Below are 17804 nucleotides of genomic sequence, written 5' to 3'. Positions count from 1 at the left end.
GGTGTCACTGCTGGCCGGAATCGTGGCTGAGCGAGTGAAACTTACACCACCGTTGGTTCCATATCCCGCCGTCGCGACCGACCGACCGAGTGCGTCAGGATAGTTTGCCGAATACTGAATCCGGGCATTGGGCGTGACGGTCGGGGAGCCAAGGGCTCCGGTCTGAGCGGCCGGTGCATTATGGTAACGCTGGCGGGTGGCCGACTGGATGCTATTTCCGGCGTCATCGTAGGTGGTTTCGGATTGTATGAGGATTACATCTCCGGTCACCGTGGTCGCGTCGGCATAGGTGGTGTCATCTCCGAAGCCAACGTACGAGATGACGACTCGCCCGAGACTATCGTAGGACTGTTTGGTGAATTTCTTCGCGCCACCAGGCAAAGATTTGATCGGATTGCCAGCGGCATCGAACCAGTAGTTGCTGGTAATGGGGTTGCCAACCGTACCCGTGCTTGGGTCGACCCCATAACGGATGGATTCGTAAATCCGACCTAAATTGTCATATTTGGTTTCACTGCGTGCTACCAAGTTTCCGGCTGCCGAGGTGTCAAATCGCTCCGACACGACTACTCGGTTGAGGTTGTCGTAGGTGACGCGTTGAAATGCATCGAGTTCTCCATCGGTATCTACTCGGCGGTTTCGCCAGTCATACGTAAATGAAGTGATCCGCGAGCTTGCGTTATCAACGTAAGACGTTTGCCTCGTAAGATTGTTGTCTCCTTGGTCGTCGCCGCTGTCGAACTGGAATGCACTGATTTGCACCATGTTGTTGCCAGCAGCTCCGCCGCCAGTCGGGTCGCTAGCGGTGGCACCGGTGTCGTCGGTTCCGACGTAGGTTGCCACGACATTGTCTCGGACATCGTAGACACTGCGTGTGATCGTGCCGCCTGGTGAAATCTCAAGATTGCGCCGCTTCAGACTGTCATAGCCATAAGTCGTTTGATCGTAGTTGGTTCCACTAGCCCCCTCTCCGGAGGCTGGGATCGTGTGGTATACACGCTTTGAAGAAACGAAGCAGCAGTCGGTGTATTGCCAAGTCGTCCAGCGGGTGAAGGAGGCTTGGGAAAAGGTGTCAGTTGGCTGCAAGCGACCGGAGGTGGAGCCTCGAGTGACCTGGATCTGCTCAATCATGTTTCCGCGTGGATCACGCTGCTGAATGTTGACAGGGTTGATCAGCGTATAGGTGTAGGCAGGCCCTGTTCCAGTCGCATAGCCGCTCGCCGTCCAAGTCGCGTGCTCGGCATCCTTGTAAACGGTCCAGATAGCGCGGCGAATGACGGTCGCTGTTCCTTCTAAGTCGATCGTGTGGGAAGGCCTGAGCTCTTGAGTGGTTCGCCCTTGGGAATCAATTTCGTAATCATAGACCAGATGTTTCCCGCCTCCGCTGGGGGTACTCCATCCAGATGGGACGCCGGATAGTAAGGACGTATCTGCATCATCAATGCGTTGCAACATCGCCCCAAGCACCGGGTCATAGACCATGTGCGTAATGAACCCGCGTGCGTCCATCGACCACGTCAGATTGCCGCGTTCATCAAAAGCTTGCTTTTGCGTAGTCGCTGTACCAGGACCATTTTGAGAAGTGGACACGACCGGCAAAGTAGTCGTTTGCTGTTGCGGCTGAACTTTGCCGGAATACCAGTCATATGCGTAGACAGTTTCCAGTCGCTCGGTTCCTGCGTCGTCACGAAAGCGGGTCTGCTTTGAAACCGGATATCCGTCGTGCTGGCCGATGTGGAACAGCTCAGGAGAAAGCATCACGTCAAAGCCGTTCTAAAGTGCCGATCGAAGAGAATCGGTGGTCAGGTGCTGCACGGTCTTGGGTATTGTTTAACGCAGCCAAGACAAACTCGCAGTCGCAATCGGATGCGTCTTAAAATGACACCGTCAATAAAACCTCCTTAAACCAACCGTTTCAATGGACACGAAGGGGGTATTTGCCACCTCGCTTAATGGTAGACGCAATATGCCAAAGAAGGACAATGCGATCGGTAAATCAAAGAAGACCCGATATCTGATTTCGCCCCCAATTGGACAGCTCGACAATTCGAGTTGAGATTAAAGATTGAATGCTGGGAATCGACACTTATCCCCTCCCCGATCGCCCAACGATCACTTGGGCTTGCTGAACAAGAGCTTCATCGCATCCTTTTGACTCGACGGAAAGAGGTGCCGGTATCGACGCCGCATCGACTCAGTGGTATGGCCTACCCATTCATCAATCATCCTCTGATCAATTCCATTGCTGGCACAGTTTGAAATGAAGCTATGGCGAAGGCAGTGCCAGCCTTTAATAACATTCCAATCACTTCCTTCAACTACTTTTCTGAAATGACACGAGGCCTGATCTCGGGTTAATGGGTTTTCCTCGTTGCGAGTGCGCCGATGTGAATAGAGAATCGGATCAGGATGACAGAACGTAAAGGGGGTGCCTGGATGTTGCTTTAGCCATTGCTTCAAAACCATTCCAAGCGGTTTACAAATGGGAACGCGTCTGGTGCTCGATTTCCCCTTCACACGTTTTTTTTCATGGAGAGTGATTACTCCTCCACTCAAATCGATGTCTGCAAGTCTCGATCGAAGCAATTCTGACCGACGGGCACCAGTGTAGGCAGCAAATGCAAACATCGGATGCAAAAACGGCAGCCTTGCGTGCCCTTTGACATATTTCAAAATTTTCTGGATCTGATTCATATCCAGATAGAGAGCGTCCCAGAGTTCCTCAGAGGCACCTGCCTTTATTTGTCTCTCGATCTCATCCCAAGTTTGAAAGACGGGAAGCTCCTTCGATTTCGGATACCGCAACTCCTTGTTCGGAAAGTCGCCATGGACCTTCCCCGCTCTGACACCCCACCGCCAGACCGAATTGAATGTGACGATCTCCTTTTTGATTGTGTTGCCGCTGAGAAAGGTTCCCCTATTCGTCTTTTCCTTAGACCGGGTCGTAATGTAGTTTTGAAGGACGCCTTGGCTCAGCGATTGAGCGATTAGCCGCTTGCCCAGCACGCGTTCCAAATGACGCTGATGAATTTTCATCATGTCGATGGTGTTAGGCTCCAAATTATCTATGGGCATTGCGTCCCAGAAATCGAGGAACAACTGCTGGAGGGTCAATGACGATTTGATGATCGGCTTCTTGTCCAGCTTTCCATCAGACAAGAGGAATGTCATCACGTCCGCTCCTTCTGGAATGGTCAATCGACCTGACTCGACCAAGGCCACGTTCTCTTCGACACGCAACTTCTTTGCCAGGGCAGCATCTTCGTTGCTTGTTTTTAGCGAGCGGACAAATCGATGGCCTCCGAAACGGAGGATAATGTTGTATCGATTGTTGCGGACTTCTAAGCCTGCCATTTTTGAACTCCCCTGTAAGAGACACGTGTCCGCCACACTGGTCGTGTTTTGGTCGCGTTTGGGAGTCCATAAAAAAAGGGCTCCAACGTATAGTACGTTGGAACCTCGTAAAAACCAGTGCGGATGAGAGGACTTGAACCTCCACGCCCTTGCGGGCACTAGAACCTGAATCTAGCGCGTCTGCCAATTCCGCCACATCCGCGAATTAGCCCTAGAACAATATCGCGTTTTTCTAAGAATCGCAAGTGGAGGCGGGCGCGAAAAAATGGAATTCGAGTGCGGTCGATCGGCGAAACCGCTGGACCTTTCACCCTTCAGCAACCAGTCTATAAGAAGCATTCGCCGCTGGACGTTCGTCAATTCACTCCGTCGATGACTCACCATCGTAGATGAGGTTGATAACTCAACCGCGAACGCTTCTCTCTGATATACTTGGATGCTACAACTTGTCCCCCCCTAATTACCCGATTTCCATTTTGAATCCGAGCGAGGATTGGCGAGTATGCAACTTCATTGCCTCGGTACGGTAGGCTATCACCCCAACGCCCAACGCCATACCTCGTGCTACTTTCTGCCCGAATCGGGACTGCTGCTGGATGCCGGTACAGGCGTCTTTCGGTTGGCCCCCCTGATCCAAACCGATTCGCTTGATGTGCTGCTCAGCCACGCTCATCTAGATCACACCTGCGGCTTGACCTTCTTGCTGGACGTGCTGTTCGAAAGTCCGGTGAAGACGTGCCGGATTTGGGGCGAGAAAGACAAGCTAGACGCGGTCCGTAAACACCTGTTTAACGACTTGATTTTCCCCGCGTCACTGAACGCCGAGTGGATGGAGATCGATTCGTTGGATGAATTCCGAATCGGCGACACGACGATCACGCATCGCACGCAGGATCATCCCGGTGGCAGTGTGGCCTACCGTATTGAGTGGCAGAAGCAACAAAAACGGCTTGTCTATGCCACCGACAACACCGGTGACACCAGCGACGAAATGGCCCAGTGGGGCCAAGGTTGTGACCTATTGATGCAAGAGTGCTACTTTCGTGACGCGTCTGCTGAATGGGCAAAGAAGACCGGGCACTGTTGGACCAGCCGGGTCGCGGAAGTCGCCAAGCTGATCCAGCCCAAGCAATTGCTGGTCACGCATATCAATCCGCTGGAAACGTCCGAGGATCCGGTGGATCTGGACGTGATCCGAAACGCGGTCGATTGCCCCGTCGTCCTCGCCGAAGACGAGATGACGATCGAGTTTTAGTTCTTTGCCTGCTTGGCTTCGAGTTCTTTGTAGAGCCGATCGAGCACGCCGTTGACGAATCGCGGACTGTTTTTGTCGCCATAACGTTTTGCCAAAACGATGGCTTCATTGACGGCAACACGTCCAGGGGTATCGCCAAACAAAATCTCGTAGCCCCCCAACCGCAACACGTTGCGATCGGTCACCGCCATGCGAGGCAGCGTCCAGTGGCTGGCCAATTTGCTGAGATGGGCGTCGACGTCATCGCGATGCTCGAGCGTGCCCATCAACAATTTGTAGGCAAACTCGGTTAACGCTTTGCGTCCTTGTAAACGCGAGCGAATGAACTGCTTGGCGGATTCATCAGAGCGGGGATCGTTAACGTCCGCCTCGTAAAGCAGCTGCAATACAATCTCGCGGGCACGGCGGCGAGTGGACATTCGAACCTGACAACAATGAGGGAAATAATCGGGGAAGCGTGAGTGGGGATTCTATGCGGAAATGGCAGAAGCGCCGATTGGGGCAGCAAAGAAACCTTCGATTTAGCCCCGCCGGCCTTCGCCCCATGGCATCAACTTTGGTAGCGCTGGCGGCGTGAGACGTCCGGCTGCAGCGAGTAAAACATTCGATTTTGACCCGGCGGCTCGCGCCGCTCCGCGACGAAAAACACTCGTCTAGTGCCAAAAATCGATGGCATCGGGCGTGCATGGCACCGCCCCCCCCCGCTTGTACCAAAAGCAGATCGCTCGGCTCGCTACGGCTCGGCTCGCTACGGTACGGGCGATGGGAGCGGCAACTTTTCCAGCTGACGCTTGGCTTCGGCGACCGCAGGCTCGGCCCAGCCATGATCTGCATGCAGTTGAATGATCCCGGTCAGCGATTCTCGGGCGGTTTGCGGCGGCGCGTTTTCGACGGTCTGGCGAATGCGATCGAGCAACTGGACTGCGCGAGGATCGAGAATCATCGCAGGAGCACGTTCGCGAATCAGTCTTGCCTCGTGTTTGGCCAGGCGAATCATCTCCGCGAGCGACTCGCCGGTTTGTAGCGTCTGTGTGTCGTAAATCGCCAACCACTGAGTCAACCGCGACGCCGCGGCGACTGGATCCTGCTCGCGGCCCGTCATCGCATCCAAGAACCCTTGCTCTGCGGCCGAGAGCGGCGAAATATCCAATTTGGCTTGCACGCTCAACCGTCTCAGCAACCGCTGCAGATCGATCGCATGCCGCCAACGATTGACCGTTTCGTAACGAGGATCGTCGGGAAATCGTTTGAGAAATTGATCCATCTCCAACCGAGCTTCGCCCGCATTTTCCGCCTCGGCGTTTTCCGCGATGACTTGGTACAGTTCATCCGCGGTGGGCTGCTCGGCTGCTTTGAAGAACAGGATGACCCCCGCGATCAGCACCGCCATCATTAGTGAAATCGAGATTGCCTGCTTCCAATGCTCGGCGGGCGATGCCTCGGCCACATGCCCCGCGGCGTGTTCCTGTTCGCTGTCCACCGATTGAAAATGAGTGGGACGACTGACCGGTTCTGCCGCCGCCTGGTCAGCATCCTCGATGTCGGTTGGCGAGTCCGAGACGACGGTATTCTGCGAGGCGACGGTGGCCGAAAACTGCGGATTGGCGTGCTCGGAGACCAAAGGGTTGCCGAGATCGGCCGTCCGAATTTCTTCGCTTGGCGGACGATCACCGGCGAGCTGATCGACGCTCAATCCAGTCGTGTCGTGGCCCCCCGCATCCGTTTTTTCGGTCGATTCCCCGGTCGGCTTGGCGGCCGGTTGATCTCGCCCCGGAACCGCATGAGCGGTCGGCATCGAATGATCTGGCAGCGTTTGTTGACGAAGCAGTCCCGCACGCATCGCTTTCAACCGGTTCATCACCGAAAGGGCGGTCGGCGGACGATCGGCCGGATCTTTTTCCAGCAGTTGATGGACGAGCTCGCAAAGCGCTTCGGGCAATTCCGAATCAATCAACTCCAGCGGCACGGGACGATCACGCCGCAGTGCTTCAATTACCTCGGTGGTCCGCTTGCCGGGAAAGGGAGGCCGTCCGATCAACATCGCATACAACACACTGCCCAACGCATACAGATCGGTGCGAACCGAAACCCCACTGCTATCGGCTTGCTCGGGAGCCATGTAGTCGGCGGTCCCTAAAATCGATCCTGCCAACGTCTGTTCGCCAAATCCAAACAGCTTGGCGATCCCAAAGTCGACTAATTTGACATTACCCGAGGTCGACAGAATCAAGTTCGCTGGCTTCAAATCGCGGTGAATCACGCCAAAATCGTGGGCGTGTTTCAACGCACCACAGATTTCGATGGCGATGTCGATGGCCGGCTGCCAATGAATCCGCTTCTGACGCCGAATCCGCTGCTGCAGCGATTCCCCCTCGACCAATTCCATCGAATAAAACAGCTGCCCGTTTTCTTCACCGTAACCGATCAGCCGCACGATGCCGGGGTGGCGAAGTCGTTTCAGTGTTTCCACTTCGGAATCAAACCGTCGCCGAAAACGAGGCTCGTCGGCGACATGCGTTGCGATCAGCTTGACGGCCACTTTTTCGCCGGTGTGCTCGTGAACGCCAACATAGACGGCCCCCATTCCGCCCCGCCCCAACGTCTCACCGATTCGATAGGGACCAAGGAATTCAGGAGATTTCATTGCGGATGATTTAGCACGAGATTGGAAAAAAGAAGGGAGCAACGCTGCGACCGCGGCATGATTGTAACGGAATCCGCACGCGATCCCATCATGACACCCGGCGGCGTTGGTGGGCAAAAGTGCAATTTAATTGCACCCGCCGAAACACTAAGATCCCTGCCATGAACGCAATTCCCCCCACGATCGCAAATCGCAATCTCGCTAGCAAATCGAGCCGAAATCGCATCCTGTTGACGGCAGCGGGCGTTTGCATGCTCTGGCTGGCCCAGCCCCCCCTCAGCCTTTGGCCAATCGCGGGAGTGTGTCTGGTCCCGATATTATGGATCATTTTTGATCAATCCGCGTTCACGCGGCGGGACTACGTGGCGATTTGGTTAGCGTCGTCACTGTATTGGTTAGTCTCCCTACAAGGCATCCGGCACGCTCATCCGGCAATGTATGTGTGCCTGCTCGCTTTGGCCGGCTACTTGGGCATCTACCTGCCACTCTTTGTGATGCTGTGCCGCCGCTGCGTGCGGTGGAATGTTCCGCTGCTGGTTTCGGCTCCCGCGATGTGGGTCGGACTCGAGTGCGTGCGAAATTACATGCTCACCGGTATCTCGGCCCTGATGCTCGGTCACACACTTGCCGATGTTCCGGTGATGATTCAAATCGCCGATCTGTTTGGCACCTACGGTGTTAGCTTCGTCATCGTCTCGGTGAACGTCGCCCTGTTCAGTTTAGTTACACGCCTTGTTTCGCGACAACACTTCACTTCCGAGTCACACCAACTCGAAACCGCTGGCAGAACGATCGCAGCATGCGTCGTTGCAGCGATGTGCACCGGCGCCAGCTTCCTTTACGGCCAATTCCGACTCAGCGAACCCGTCACCGAACCCTTGGCCACCTTCGCGCTTGTGCAGCGTGATGAACAAGTCGAATACCAACAAGACTTTGAACGCGAACTAAGTATTTTTCAAAACTACACCGCCCAAAGTGTTGATACACTCGAGAACAGCAGCGATGCCGTTGATGTCGTCGTGTGGCCCGAATCGATGTTTACCGGCGGGTTACCATGGATGATTGCCGATGCCGATGCGGTCGTGCCCGAACAATACGAGGGGCCGCCTGATTCGTTTGTTGCCATGGTAGGACAGAACCAGAACTATTTTCGGAGTCGCGCCGATGACGTGATCCGCACACTTGCGCAGTCAAACCCCGAGCAACAACAACCTCATCTGGTGGTTGGTTGCGGCGTCGTACGCTACGGAAAACTGCCGCAAGTCTACAGCGGGATGGTTCACGTTTCGCCCACAGCAACGGTGAGTGGATGGTACGGCAAAAATCACTTGGTCATGTTTGGCGAATACGTTCCGCTTTTGCCGAGTATCCCGGGACTGCGTTCGTTGATCCCAGCCGGCTTGGGTGTCACGCCAGGCGATGGGCCTACGGTCTTTAAGGTCGACGACACCGCCATCGTGCCCAGCGTCTGTATCGAGACCGCAGTCGAACGGGTGATGGTCAATCATCTAAGCCGTCTACGTGAAAACAATACACGCGCCGATGTGATCGTCACGGTGACCAACGATGGATGGTTTGATGACTCGAGTATCCTGGCGCATCATCAACGCGGTGCGCAATTGGTGGCCGTCGGGACGCGGCGACCGGTTTTATCGTCGGCCAACAATGGTCCGACCGCATCCATCGATAGCTGCGGTCGCTTGACCGAATCATTGCCGTCGGGGACGAACGGCGCGATCATCGCGACGCCACATCGTGATGATCGAACGAGTCTGTATGTTCGCATTGGTGACCTCCCCGCAAAATTGTTAGCCTTGGCGTGCCTAGTCGTCTTGACCTCGATCGTGGCTCAGGCCAATGCAAAACGCAGAGCACGACATCGCGCCGAATCGTCCTAGCGCCAAAGGCTAACGCTGTGAAGCATTTAGAGACGGCAAATTACGGCAATTGCGTTCCGTAGCTACGCTCGCCAGAGCGTGGATGGTTGCCAGCCAATACGAATGCCCACCTTCTGGCGAAGGTAGCTACGAGAAAATGCTTCACAGCGTTGGCCAAAGCCGCTACCCGAGTTAATAGCATTGGGCGGGCCCCGCTTCGCTTCACTAAAAAACCACCTGCGGACTGCCGAAACAGCCCGTTTTGGGGGGCGCGTTTTTGAAATTCCCGTGAATGCGATGCCTCTTTGGATCGGGATTTACCCAATAATTGCCGCAAATTTTGGATTGGAAGCACATGGGATGCGGGTTGTGGTTGTCGATCTTGGGCAGTTTTGTTCACATACTACCCCGCGACCATGCTGCTAGCACGATCGCCCCTTGTATGCATCACGCATCTGGAACGTTTTGGCCCAATGAATTGGCGGAAAACGTTTTCAACTATGCTTTAGGAAATAGACCCATTGAGTGCCAATTGCATTGCATCCGATACGGAAATCGAATCGTGGCAACCGCCTGTTAACGAAGAAAACGAGACACGATCCTCCGCACAGCAGCGCGGCTTGGATCGCGAGTTGCTGATTGCCAGTCGTGAATTTGCCGTCGAACATCGCGGCAAGAGTTGGTGGCATCTATGCAGCACACTTGCTGCGGTGCTGTTTTCTGCCACGGTCGCTGGGGTCACCGAACCGCTTTGGTTGCGAACACTGGCCAGTGTGTTGACGGGGCTGACGCTGGTTCGCATGTTCATCCTGTACCACGACTATCAGCACAACACGATTTTAACCCGTTCGAAGTTAGCCAAGCTGATTCTGAGCGTGTACGGCAACTTGATGCTGACGCCGCCAAGTGCGTGGAAACATTCGCACGACCACCACCATCACCACAATTCCAAATTGTTTGGATCCGACCTCGGTTCGTTTCCGATCATGACAACGGAAAACTACCGCAAAGCATCGAAGATCGAGCGATTGAGTTATCGCGTTGCTCGCAATCCCTTGGTCATCCTGATGGGCTACTTTCCGGTTTTCCTGTACGGCATGTGCATCTACACCGCCCGTCGTGACCCGCGACGTCACTGGGACGCATTCACCTCGATGCTGCTCCACTTTGGATTTATCGCAGCCTGTTGCTGGTTTAGCGGATGGGTAACAACGACGTTTGTCTTTTTATTGCCGACGTGGATCGCCACCTGCCTGGGAACGTACCTGTTTTACATCCAACACAACTTTCCCGATGCTAAGATCCGTGACGGCGACGAGTGGAGCTACACGAATGCGGCGCTGCAATCATCAAGCTATCTCGAGATGGGCCCTGTCATGCACTGGATGACAGGCAACATTGGCTACCATCACGTGCATCACTTGAACGCGAAAATCCCGTTCTATCGGTTACCCGAAGCGATGCAAGCGTTGCCCCCGCTGCAAGCCCCGAAAAAAACGTCACTGAAAATCCGCGACATCATCCGCTGTCTGCAACTCAAGTTTTGGGACGAGGACCGAGATCGTTTGATCACCTATTCCGAGCTCGACGCGGCGTAACGCTACGCGATAGAAAGACCAAACGGCTATTGTTGCAACGAGATCGTTTTCAGCCAGTGCCATCGTGCTCAGGCACTACGGGGTGATTTTCAAAGCGGTGCGGCGCAAGCCTGGACTGCTAAAACTGTGGTATTGACGTTGGATATTGGGGTGAGTTTTTCTTCCAGCCTATAACGCAGTCACCTCTCCACCGACGAAGTTGGGGGAGAGGTGGCAGAAAGCCAGCGCAACCACAAGGTAATGCCGCCGCTAAGATCGATGGTATGGCTCACCAAAGCCGGAAACGGCAGACCTGCGTATTACGGACCGCGGCGGTAGGACGGTGTCAACCGATCGATCGCCTGCTTGGCGGGCAACAAATCGATAAGCTCGCGGTCATGTGGATCCAATTGTTGGTAACGGTCAACCAACGTCGTCTCATTTTCGTTTCGCGACCAAGCCTTGCGCCGGACCGTTTCTTCGGCCCAGTAACGCAGCGTGACTGCTTCCATCATTGGATTGCGGGGATCACCTGCGATCGAATCGAGCACGTCGCGGTCGGCGTCCGAGAGGATAATCTCGATCATCGCCAACTCTTCGAGCGTCAAGGGTGCGGGGCGATCGTTGAGTGAATTCCCTGAGGATCCTCGGTCGCTGGATCCTCGGTCGCTGGGGCCTCGTGGAAAACCAAATCGGCCCCCACGACCATCGGGTCGCCCCGCGTCCCCGAACACCATCGCGCCGACCGCCATCAACTCGGCTCGCTCGCTGTCAACAAATTGCTTCAATCGCGAGATAAACTTGGTCGCCCCAGGATCCTCGTTTTGCAACCGCATCTTCAAAATTTGGTGTAGTGCAAAGGCAATTCGCTCGATTGTATCGTCCGACAAATTCAAACTTGACCGTTTCGACATGGCCAATTGCGTCTGATCGATCGCTTGCTTGATTGCCTCGCGACGCTGATCCAAATCATCCGACTCGATCTTGTCTCTCAGTTCACTCGAGAGCGTTTCGCGCCACGCCGAATAGATTTGCATCGTTTGCAGCAACACATCGGCATTGGGCTGAGCCTGAACGCGTTCTGCGGTCTGACGAATTTGCTGTTGGTCCTGTTCATCCAGACGCGTGAAGCGTTTCCAGTTTGAATCTAATAGCGAACGCTGGACCAACGACAACGTTTCGATCAAATCTTCGCGTTCCGATAGATCGACATTCGACACAATCGGCTCAGGCGGTGACAAATCACCAATCTCTTTCATCGCCGTGACCAGATTGGTCCACGATTCATTGAGCGCCAAATCACGCATCAGTTGCAAATCACGGCCGTAATAATAGGCATCAATGTTTTCCGCGATCGCAAGATCCTCGAGTTGCGTCTGGTAGTGGAAACTCCGGACGCCATAGATGGTCACCGCGGCAGCCAAGATCCCCAACACGCACAATCCCGCAGTGATCAACGGCCAGCGGAAGCGATTCACGAACACCCGCGAAGCCGAACTTTCGGCTGTGGGTTTGACGATATCCGATACGACCAACTCGAGCGTTGATTCGACGAGTTTTTCGCAAGGCGTCAGCGCCGGAAAATCGTCTAAATAGTCCCAACCTTGCTGCAATGATTGCAGGCGTCGCCGCAGCTCTGCGTCGTCCAACAAACGACTTTCGAGTTGCGTGCGTGAATCATGATCCAGCTCGCCATCGACATAGGCCACCAGCAGCTCGTCGTCTGGGTCCAGCGGCGCGTCGTCGGTCAACAGTTTCAAACTCATGGTCCCACCTCCTTGGGGATGAGTCCCGAGTCGATGTAAGGTTGCAGCATTTCTTTTAAGTTGACTCGCGCCCGACTCAGCAGCGACTTGACGGCCTTGGGCGTCAGATCCATCGTTTCCGCAATCTCGGCGTAGCTCATGCTCTCGAATCGCGATAACATCAACGCCATCCGCTGCCGTTCACTGAGTGATTCGACCGCCTGACGCACAATCTGGGCACGTTCACTGCCTTCGCTAACACGAGTCGGCATCAGCCCGCTGGCATCCAGTGCGGTGGACGCCAACAATTGAGCGTTGCTAGGTGCATCTTGGTTTCGCGGTGCATCGACTTCGCTCACTTCGCGACGACGCGACATGGTGCGTGCCGAGTTGCGTGCCACATTGCCCGCGATCGTAAACAGCCAGGTCGAAAATTTGGCTCCCGGTTCATAGCGTTTGCGTGCGCGATAGACACGCAAAAAAACTTCTTGCGTTAAGTCTTCCGCCAATTCATGGCTCGGTCCGAGTGTGTGCATCAATCGCACCAATCTTGCCTCATACCGACGCACTAATTCCTCAAACGCTCCCGCATCATCATCGCGGACGCGCAGCATCAAACGAACGTCCGGATCGGACTGCTGATAACGCATCGCGGTGGAATCGCTTACAGCCAAACCAGCCTGTTGGGATAAAAAGGAACGAGAACGAGTCTTCTTTGTGTTAGTTTAGTGTCTTAGCGACCCTTGGGGATACCATCTCGGATCACCTCAAGAATTAACCCAAGAATTGCCCTGAAGGTTCCGGCGAAAATCGGAATATCGCGGGATCGATCGTTTCCACCGCCGCGATTTTCCAAAATGCTCACGCTGCGCCCCCCCACACGCTCACACGCGTGCTCGCTCGCTCGCGATTGTTTTGAAGGGAAATCGCGGCCTGCTTGCCGTGGATCGCTTGATGACGTTTGCCTAACGCGGCTTGCCTAACGTGACGTTGGCCTAACGCGGCTTGGTTGCCCACCACGATTCCCAGGTGGCGGCCAACTGCTCGACCAACTCGGGTTTCTGTGCCGCCAAATCAACCATTTCGGTGGGGTCGGACTGCAGATTGTAGAGTTCCCAATTGCCTTTGACTTGCCGTATACATTTCCAATCGCGATCGCGAATGGCTTGATACTTCCCAAATTGCCAAAACAATGGCCAAGGCCGCTCGCTCGCTTCCCCACGCAGCGTGGGAACAAGCGAATGCCCCGCTAACTCACTCGGTGCGTCCACGTTCGCCAAGTCCAACAGGGTGGGCGTGAAATCGACGAGATGGCCAACATGATCGGTAACCGATCCGGCTTGAATCTTGCCAGGCCAATACGCGATCATGGGCGTCCGCGTGCCCCCCTCGTAATCCGTCGTTTTGTATTTACGGTAGGGCGTGTTCGAAGCGTTGGCCCACACCCGGCCTTGCGTCAAGTAACTCGTGACCTCCCAAGGCATCGCTCCGTCGACAGTCGATCGGTCGGCTGAATCTTCGCTGGCGCCATTGTCGGACAAGAAAAAGACCACGGTGTTCTCCGCTTCGCCGAGTTCGTCAATCTTGCGTAGCACGCGGCCGATGTTGCGATCCAATCGATCGATCATCGCGGCGTAGGTGGCCATTCGCAAATCCCAGTGATCCCGCTTTTCGGCGGGAATCGAATCCCAAGCCGGCAGTTCCTCATCGCGAGGTGACAACGTCGCATTGGCAGGCAACACCCCGAGCGACTGCTGCTTGGCAAAACGTTGCACTCTCAACTGGTCCCACCCGATCGCTTTGTATTTACCGCGATACTTCGCCACATCCTCTTCGCTGGCGTGCATTGGATAGTGGGGTGCTGTGTAAGCGAGGTACAACAGAAAGGGCTTCGATTCGCCCTGGTATTGATCGAGATATCCAATCGCATGATCGGTGAAAGCATCAGTGGTATAGAAATCCTTTGACTCGGGCGTAAACGGCAAGAACTTCTGATCATCAATCGCCCAGCGACGCACTCTCTTTTTTGCTGGCTCAGGCTCTCCATCCCTGGCATGCCCGGGATTCCAAAAATTGCAACAGCCATCGGTCAGCCCGTAATAGCGATCAAACCCCCGCTCGAACGGAGTTTGTCCGGCATGCCATTTCCCGGTCATCAACGTTCGATAACCCGCGTCTCGCATCCGCTCACCAAACGTCGCCGCCGAGTAGTGAACCGATGGCGACGCCCCCACGTGATGCCACCAACGCCCGGTCAAAATCGAAGCCCGCGTGTGCTCGCATTTCGCGTTGTTATAGAAGGTGCGAAAACGCAACCCTCCCTTGGCTAAGCGATCGAGATGCGGCGTTTCAATCTCACCGCCATAACATCCGATGTCCGAAAACCCCATGTCATCGGCCATGATCAAAACAATATTTGGACGCTCTGGATCGGCGGCACTCAGCGTTGCAGGTACAGCCGAAACGAGCAAACCGAACAACGCCATCCAAGTGACGCATCGCAGTGAGAGAGCCGATTCTTCGCGACCCTCGGTCGACGGATTCACGGTAAAGAAAAGCATGTTGAATTCCTATTGATTACAAGTGCTAGAGAGGGGAGCGAGCGAGATCGATGAGCGACAATTTTACTTCAAACGGCTTGATGCAGGGGGCGACAACAACGGCAACTGCCTGCGTTTTAAGCTCGGTCTGCGTGTCAATCGCGAATCGAGCGAGTCAACATGCTCAGTGGCTGAATTTCAGAGGCTGATTTTCAGCCGTGGCGACTGTTAATCCGGCGCAGCCCGCTTTGCTTGCGTGCTCACCTGGCTGGCCATACGACTTGGCGAAACCGAAAAATCGGCGGTCGATCCCGCCCCCTTTTTTGCCACAAATCCCCTGGATCCTTCGCAAAACCGCCTCCGCGACGCGAGCTCCACGCATGCGTTGGCACACTCTTTGCCAACCTCTCTCATCCCTGACACGCTTGCGACCGCCACTGTGCTCTGCAATCCCGCGGTCTGGCAACCATTTTTCCAGCAAAAACCCCGACAAAACGCGATTCGCTTAAACCACGATGTTCCTGACGTTGCTCCTAAACTAACGATTAAAACGATTGTGATTTCCAGCAGCCTCTGCAGGGGCGAATCGACAGAGAGAGTGTGTAGATGTGAACGCTTCAAAGAAAATCGACGGCACCTCAGCCGACTTCAACACGCCCCCAATCGATCGGAGTAAAATATCAATATCCATGGATCGCAGTAGCCGAGTCGATCAGCGGCTGCGAACATTTCGAGTCACGCTGTCCATTTTGGTCAGCGGCTGCATCATGTTAGGAGCCGTCGTGTGGTGGCGATTGCTTAACTAATTCCTCTTTTATCATCCCAGATCGTGGATGTATCTCCACCGCTTCGTTCGAAGACCGTTTCACTGTTTCCACAATGAAGGAACTCGCCAGATGAAGTTAGTAATCAGCAGTAACCGAGTCGCCGTAGGCAACAAGCTTCGCAATTACATTGAATCGCGCCTGCAGCAATCATTCCAGCGGCTTGACCGGTGGGTACAGAAAGTCTCGGTTTGCCTTGACGACATCAACGGTCCCCGTGGCGGCGTCTGCAAACAATGCCGACTTGTCGTCACCTTAAACGGCGCGGAAACCGTGGTGGTCACAGAAACAGGATCAAGCGTCGGAGCATCGGTATCCAAGGCGATCCGCCGTGCTGGTTTTGCCATGACGAAGCGAGTGAAATCACGACAAGACCGGCGGGTCAAAAAGATCTCGCATCGACATCTTCCCGGAATCGAGCTCGCGACATCGCCAGAACTTTCCGAGCTGGATGACCCTCAATGGGGAAAGTCGCCATGAAATCCTTCGCCACGAAGTACACGGTGACCACTCGCGATCACGCACAGATTACGGGACTGCTGAATGATCCCAAAGTCTGCAACCATGCCTTGCCCGAGGCACTGCGTTCCCTGCGCGAACGACTGCAACACGCTGAGCGTGTCGAAGCGTCCCAGGTGTCCGGCGAACTTGTTTCGATGAATTCGCCGTTCTACCTACAAGACCAAACGACCGGCGAGGTGATCAAGCATTGGTTGTGTTACCCCGATGCCGCTGGCTACTCTGCGAACGACTTGTCCATTTTGTCCCCCCTGGGCGCCAACGTTCTGGGATGCCGCGTGGGGGACGAAATCGTCGTGGACGATGCGAACGGCCGACGACGTCGCTTCACCGTGTTACGAATACTGGCGTAACCCCTGTTCAAACGGTATTAATTATCAGGAACATCAATCTTGATGTTCCGTTTCCGATCGCAAGCGTTTTTCAAACGTCAGCCCTAAGTCGGTGATTTTCGTTCGCAATGTGCTGCGTGCGATCCCTAAAATCTCGCTCGCTTGGGCTTGGTTTCCACCCGCATGGCTTAGCACTTCGGGCAATGCGATCCGATCGATCTCGTTATGCAGTTTCTGATAAAGATTGGGTTGGTTTTCCGAGAGCAACTCATTGACGAATTGCTGAAGATTGGCAACATCCAACCTCGAGGAAGCTGCAACAGGGGACGCCGGCAACTCACCGCGACACGAGGGCGGCAAGGAATCGACAGAGAGAACCTCCCCCACATTTCGCACCAACGCATGCTTCACCGCACTTTGCAGTTCACGCACATTGCCCGGCCAAGGATATTGCTTTAGTCGTGACATTGCCTCCGGTGCGATCGAGCGGACTTGCTTGTGCAAATCTTCGTTGAACAGCTTGACAAAGTGCTCGACGAAGATCGGGATATCCTCAGCACGCTCTCGCAGCGGAGGCAATTGGATCGTGAACACACTGAGTCGGTAGTACAAGTCTTCGCGAAAATCACCCTCGCTGACCATTTCCAACAGGTTTCGATTGGTTGCCGCGATGACTCGCACATCGACCTGGATCGTTTCGTTATTACCGACGCGTTCAAAGCTTCCGTCCTGCAATAACCGCAACACTTTGGCTTGGGTTGCCGGGGTCATATCGCCGATTTCGTCGAGAAAAATCGTCCCCCCATCGACTTGTTCGAACTTTCCCACCCGGCGTTTTTCGGCGCCGGTGAACGCACCTCGCTCATGGCCAAACAATTCGCTTTCAAGTAGGTTTTCGGGCAACGCGGCGCAGTTGATGGCCAAAAAAGGACGATCGGCGCGTCGACTGTGCTGCAGGATCGCGCGTGCGATCATCTCTTTCCCAGTCCCGCTCTCGCCTAAAATCAAGGCATTCACGTCTTGCGGGGCAACTTGACCAATCGCCTTGTAAACCTCTTGCATCGCGGGCGAACGACCAACGATCTGTTCGGCAGTCGCATCGCCGTCCGGCGAGACCGAAAAGGTGGTCGCAGCCTG

At 54.8% G+C, this 17804-nt stretch carries 13 protein-coding genes and 1 tRNA gene; 5 read left to right on the top strand and 9 right to left on the bottom strand.

Annotation, left to right across the window (positions count from 1 at the left end):
• The 3 genes from ABX962_RS10145 to ABX962_RS10135 all read right to left on the bottom strand — a co-directional run.
• Positions 1 to 1758, bottom strand: a 1758-nt coding sequence (locus ABX962_RS10145) for a hypothetical protein (protein WP_372719005.1), incomplete at its 3' end; no start/stop codon positions are given.
• 354 nt (positions 1759 to 2112) lie between these two features.
• On the bottom strand, positions 2113 to 3354 hold the full coding sequence (locus ABX962_RS10140; protein WP_372719003.1) for a tyrosine-type recombinase/integrase: 1242 nt from the start codon (positions 3352 to 3354) through the stop codon (positions 2113 to 2115).
• Positions 3355 to 3472: 118 nt separating this feature from the next.
• Positions 3473 to 3556: transfer RNA gene (locus tag ABX962_RS10135), tRNA-Leu, on the bottom strand.
• A 300-nt stretch (positions 3557 to 3856) separates the two neighbouring features.
• On the opposite strand from ABX962_RS10135, the gene ABX962_RS10130 reads away from it, so the two are divergent.
• Positions 3857 to 4609, top strand: a complete 753-nt coding sequence (locus tag ABX962_RS10130) for an MBL fold metallo-hydrolase (RefSeq protein WP_372719002.1) — start codon at positions 3857 to 3859, stop codon at positions 4607 to 4609.
• Here ABX962_RS10130 and nusB read toward each other — a convergent pair.
• The gene (gene nusB / locus ABX962_RS10125; RefSeq protein ID WP_339938748.1) at positions 4606 to 5028 is read right to left on the bottom strand and encodes a transcription antitermination factor NusB; all 423 of its coding nucleotides are present in this window, start codon (positions 5026 to 5028) and stop codon (positions 4606 to 4608) included. The genes ABX962_RS10130 and nusB overlap by 4 nt on opposite strands.
• Before the next feature lie 329 nt (positions 5029 to 5357).
• On the bottom strand, positions 5358 to 7253 hold the full coding sequence (locus ABX962_RS10120; RefSeq protein WP_372719000.1) for a serine/threonine-protein kinase: 1896 nt from the start codon (positions 7251 to 7253) through the stop codon (positions 5358 to 5360).
• A gap of 161 nt (positions 7254 to 7414) precedes the next feature.
• Here ABX962_RS10120 and lnt point away from each other — a divergent pair, with 161 nt between their 5' ends.
• Positions 7415 to 9151: an apolipoprotein N-acyltransferase gene (gene lnt / locus ABX962_RS10115; RefSeq protein ID WP_372718998.1), complete on the top strand. Its 1737-nt coding sequence runs from the start codon at positions 7415 to 7417 to the stop codon at positions 9149 to 9151.
• A 500-nt stretch (positions 9152 to 9651) separates the two neighbouring features.
• On the top strand, positions 9652 to 10728 hold the full coding sequence (locus tag ABX962_RS10110) for a fatty acid desaturase (protein ID WP_372718996.1): 1077 nt from the start codon (positions 9652 to 9654) through the stop codon (positions 10726 to 10728).
• Positions 10729 to 11027: 299 nt separating this feature from the next.
• Here the strand turns inward: ABX962_RS10110 and ABX962_RS10105 are convergent, their stop codons facing one another.
• The 3 genes from ABX962_RS10105 to ABX962_RS10095 all read right to left on the bottom strand — a co-directional run bounded on the left by ABX962_RS10105 (position 11028) and on the right by ABX962_RS10095 (position 15013).
• The gene (locus ABX962_RS10105; protein ID WP_372718994.1) at positions 11028 to 12473 is read right to left on the bottom strand and encodes an anti-sigma factor; all 1446 of its coding nucleotides are present in this window, start codon (positions 12471 to 12473) and stop codon (positions 11028 to 11030) included.
• Complete coding sequence (locus tag ABX962_RS10100; protein WP_372719007.1) at positions 12470 to 13102, bottom strand: RNA polymerase sigma factor; 633 nt, start codon at positions 13100 to 13102, stop codon at positions 12470 to 12472. The genes ABX962_RS10105 and ABX962_RS10100 overlap by 4 nt, the downstream gene beginning before the upstream one ends.
• Positions 13103 to 13447: 345 nt before the next feature.
• Positions 13448 to 15013, bottom strand: coding sequence for an arylsulfatase (locus ABX962_RS10095; RefSeq protein ID WP_372718992.1), 1566 nt, complete (start codon positions 15011 to 15013; stop codon positions 13448 to 13450).
• A gap of 875 nt (positions 15014 to 15888) precedes the next feature.
• Between ABX962_RS10095 and ABX962_RS10090 the strand changes: the two genes are divergently transcribed.
• Both ABX962_RS10090 and ABX962_RS10085 read left to right on the top strand, forming a co-directional pair.
• Positions 15889 to 16296 (top strand): HPF/RaiA family ribosome-associated protein, encoded by a 408-nt coding sequence (locus tag ABX962_RS10090; RefSeq protein WP_372718991.1) that lies wholly within the window; start codon positions 15889 to 15891, stop codon positions 16294 to 16296.
• Complete coding sequence (locus ABX962_RS10085; protein ID WP_372718989.1) at positions 16293 to 16688, top strand: GreA/GreB family elongation factor; 396 nt, start codon at positions 16293 to 16295, stop codon at positions 16686 to 16688. The genes ABX962_RS10090 and ABX962_RS10085 overlap by 4 nt, the downstream gene beginning before the upstream one ends.
• 33 nt (positions 16689 to 16721) lie before the next feature.
• Here ABX962_RS10085 and ABX962_RS10080 read toward each other — a convergent pair.
• Positions 16722 to 17804: sigma-54 interaction domain-containing protein (locus ABX962_RS10080; protein ID WP_372718987.1), on the bottom strand; the 1083-nt coding region annotated here is incomplete at its 5' end.

The sequence above is a fragment of the Novipirellula sp. genome (genome assembly GCF_041583735.1).
In the GTDB taxonomy this organism is placed as follows: domain Bacteria; phylum Planctomycetota; class Planctomycetia; order Pirellulales; family Pirellulaceae; genus Novipirellula.
Note: the sequence above shows the minus strand (reverse complement) of the source record. Positions and strands in the feature narration are given on the sequence as shown.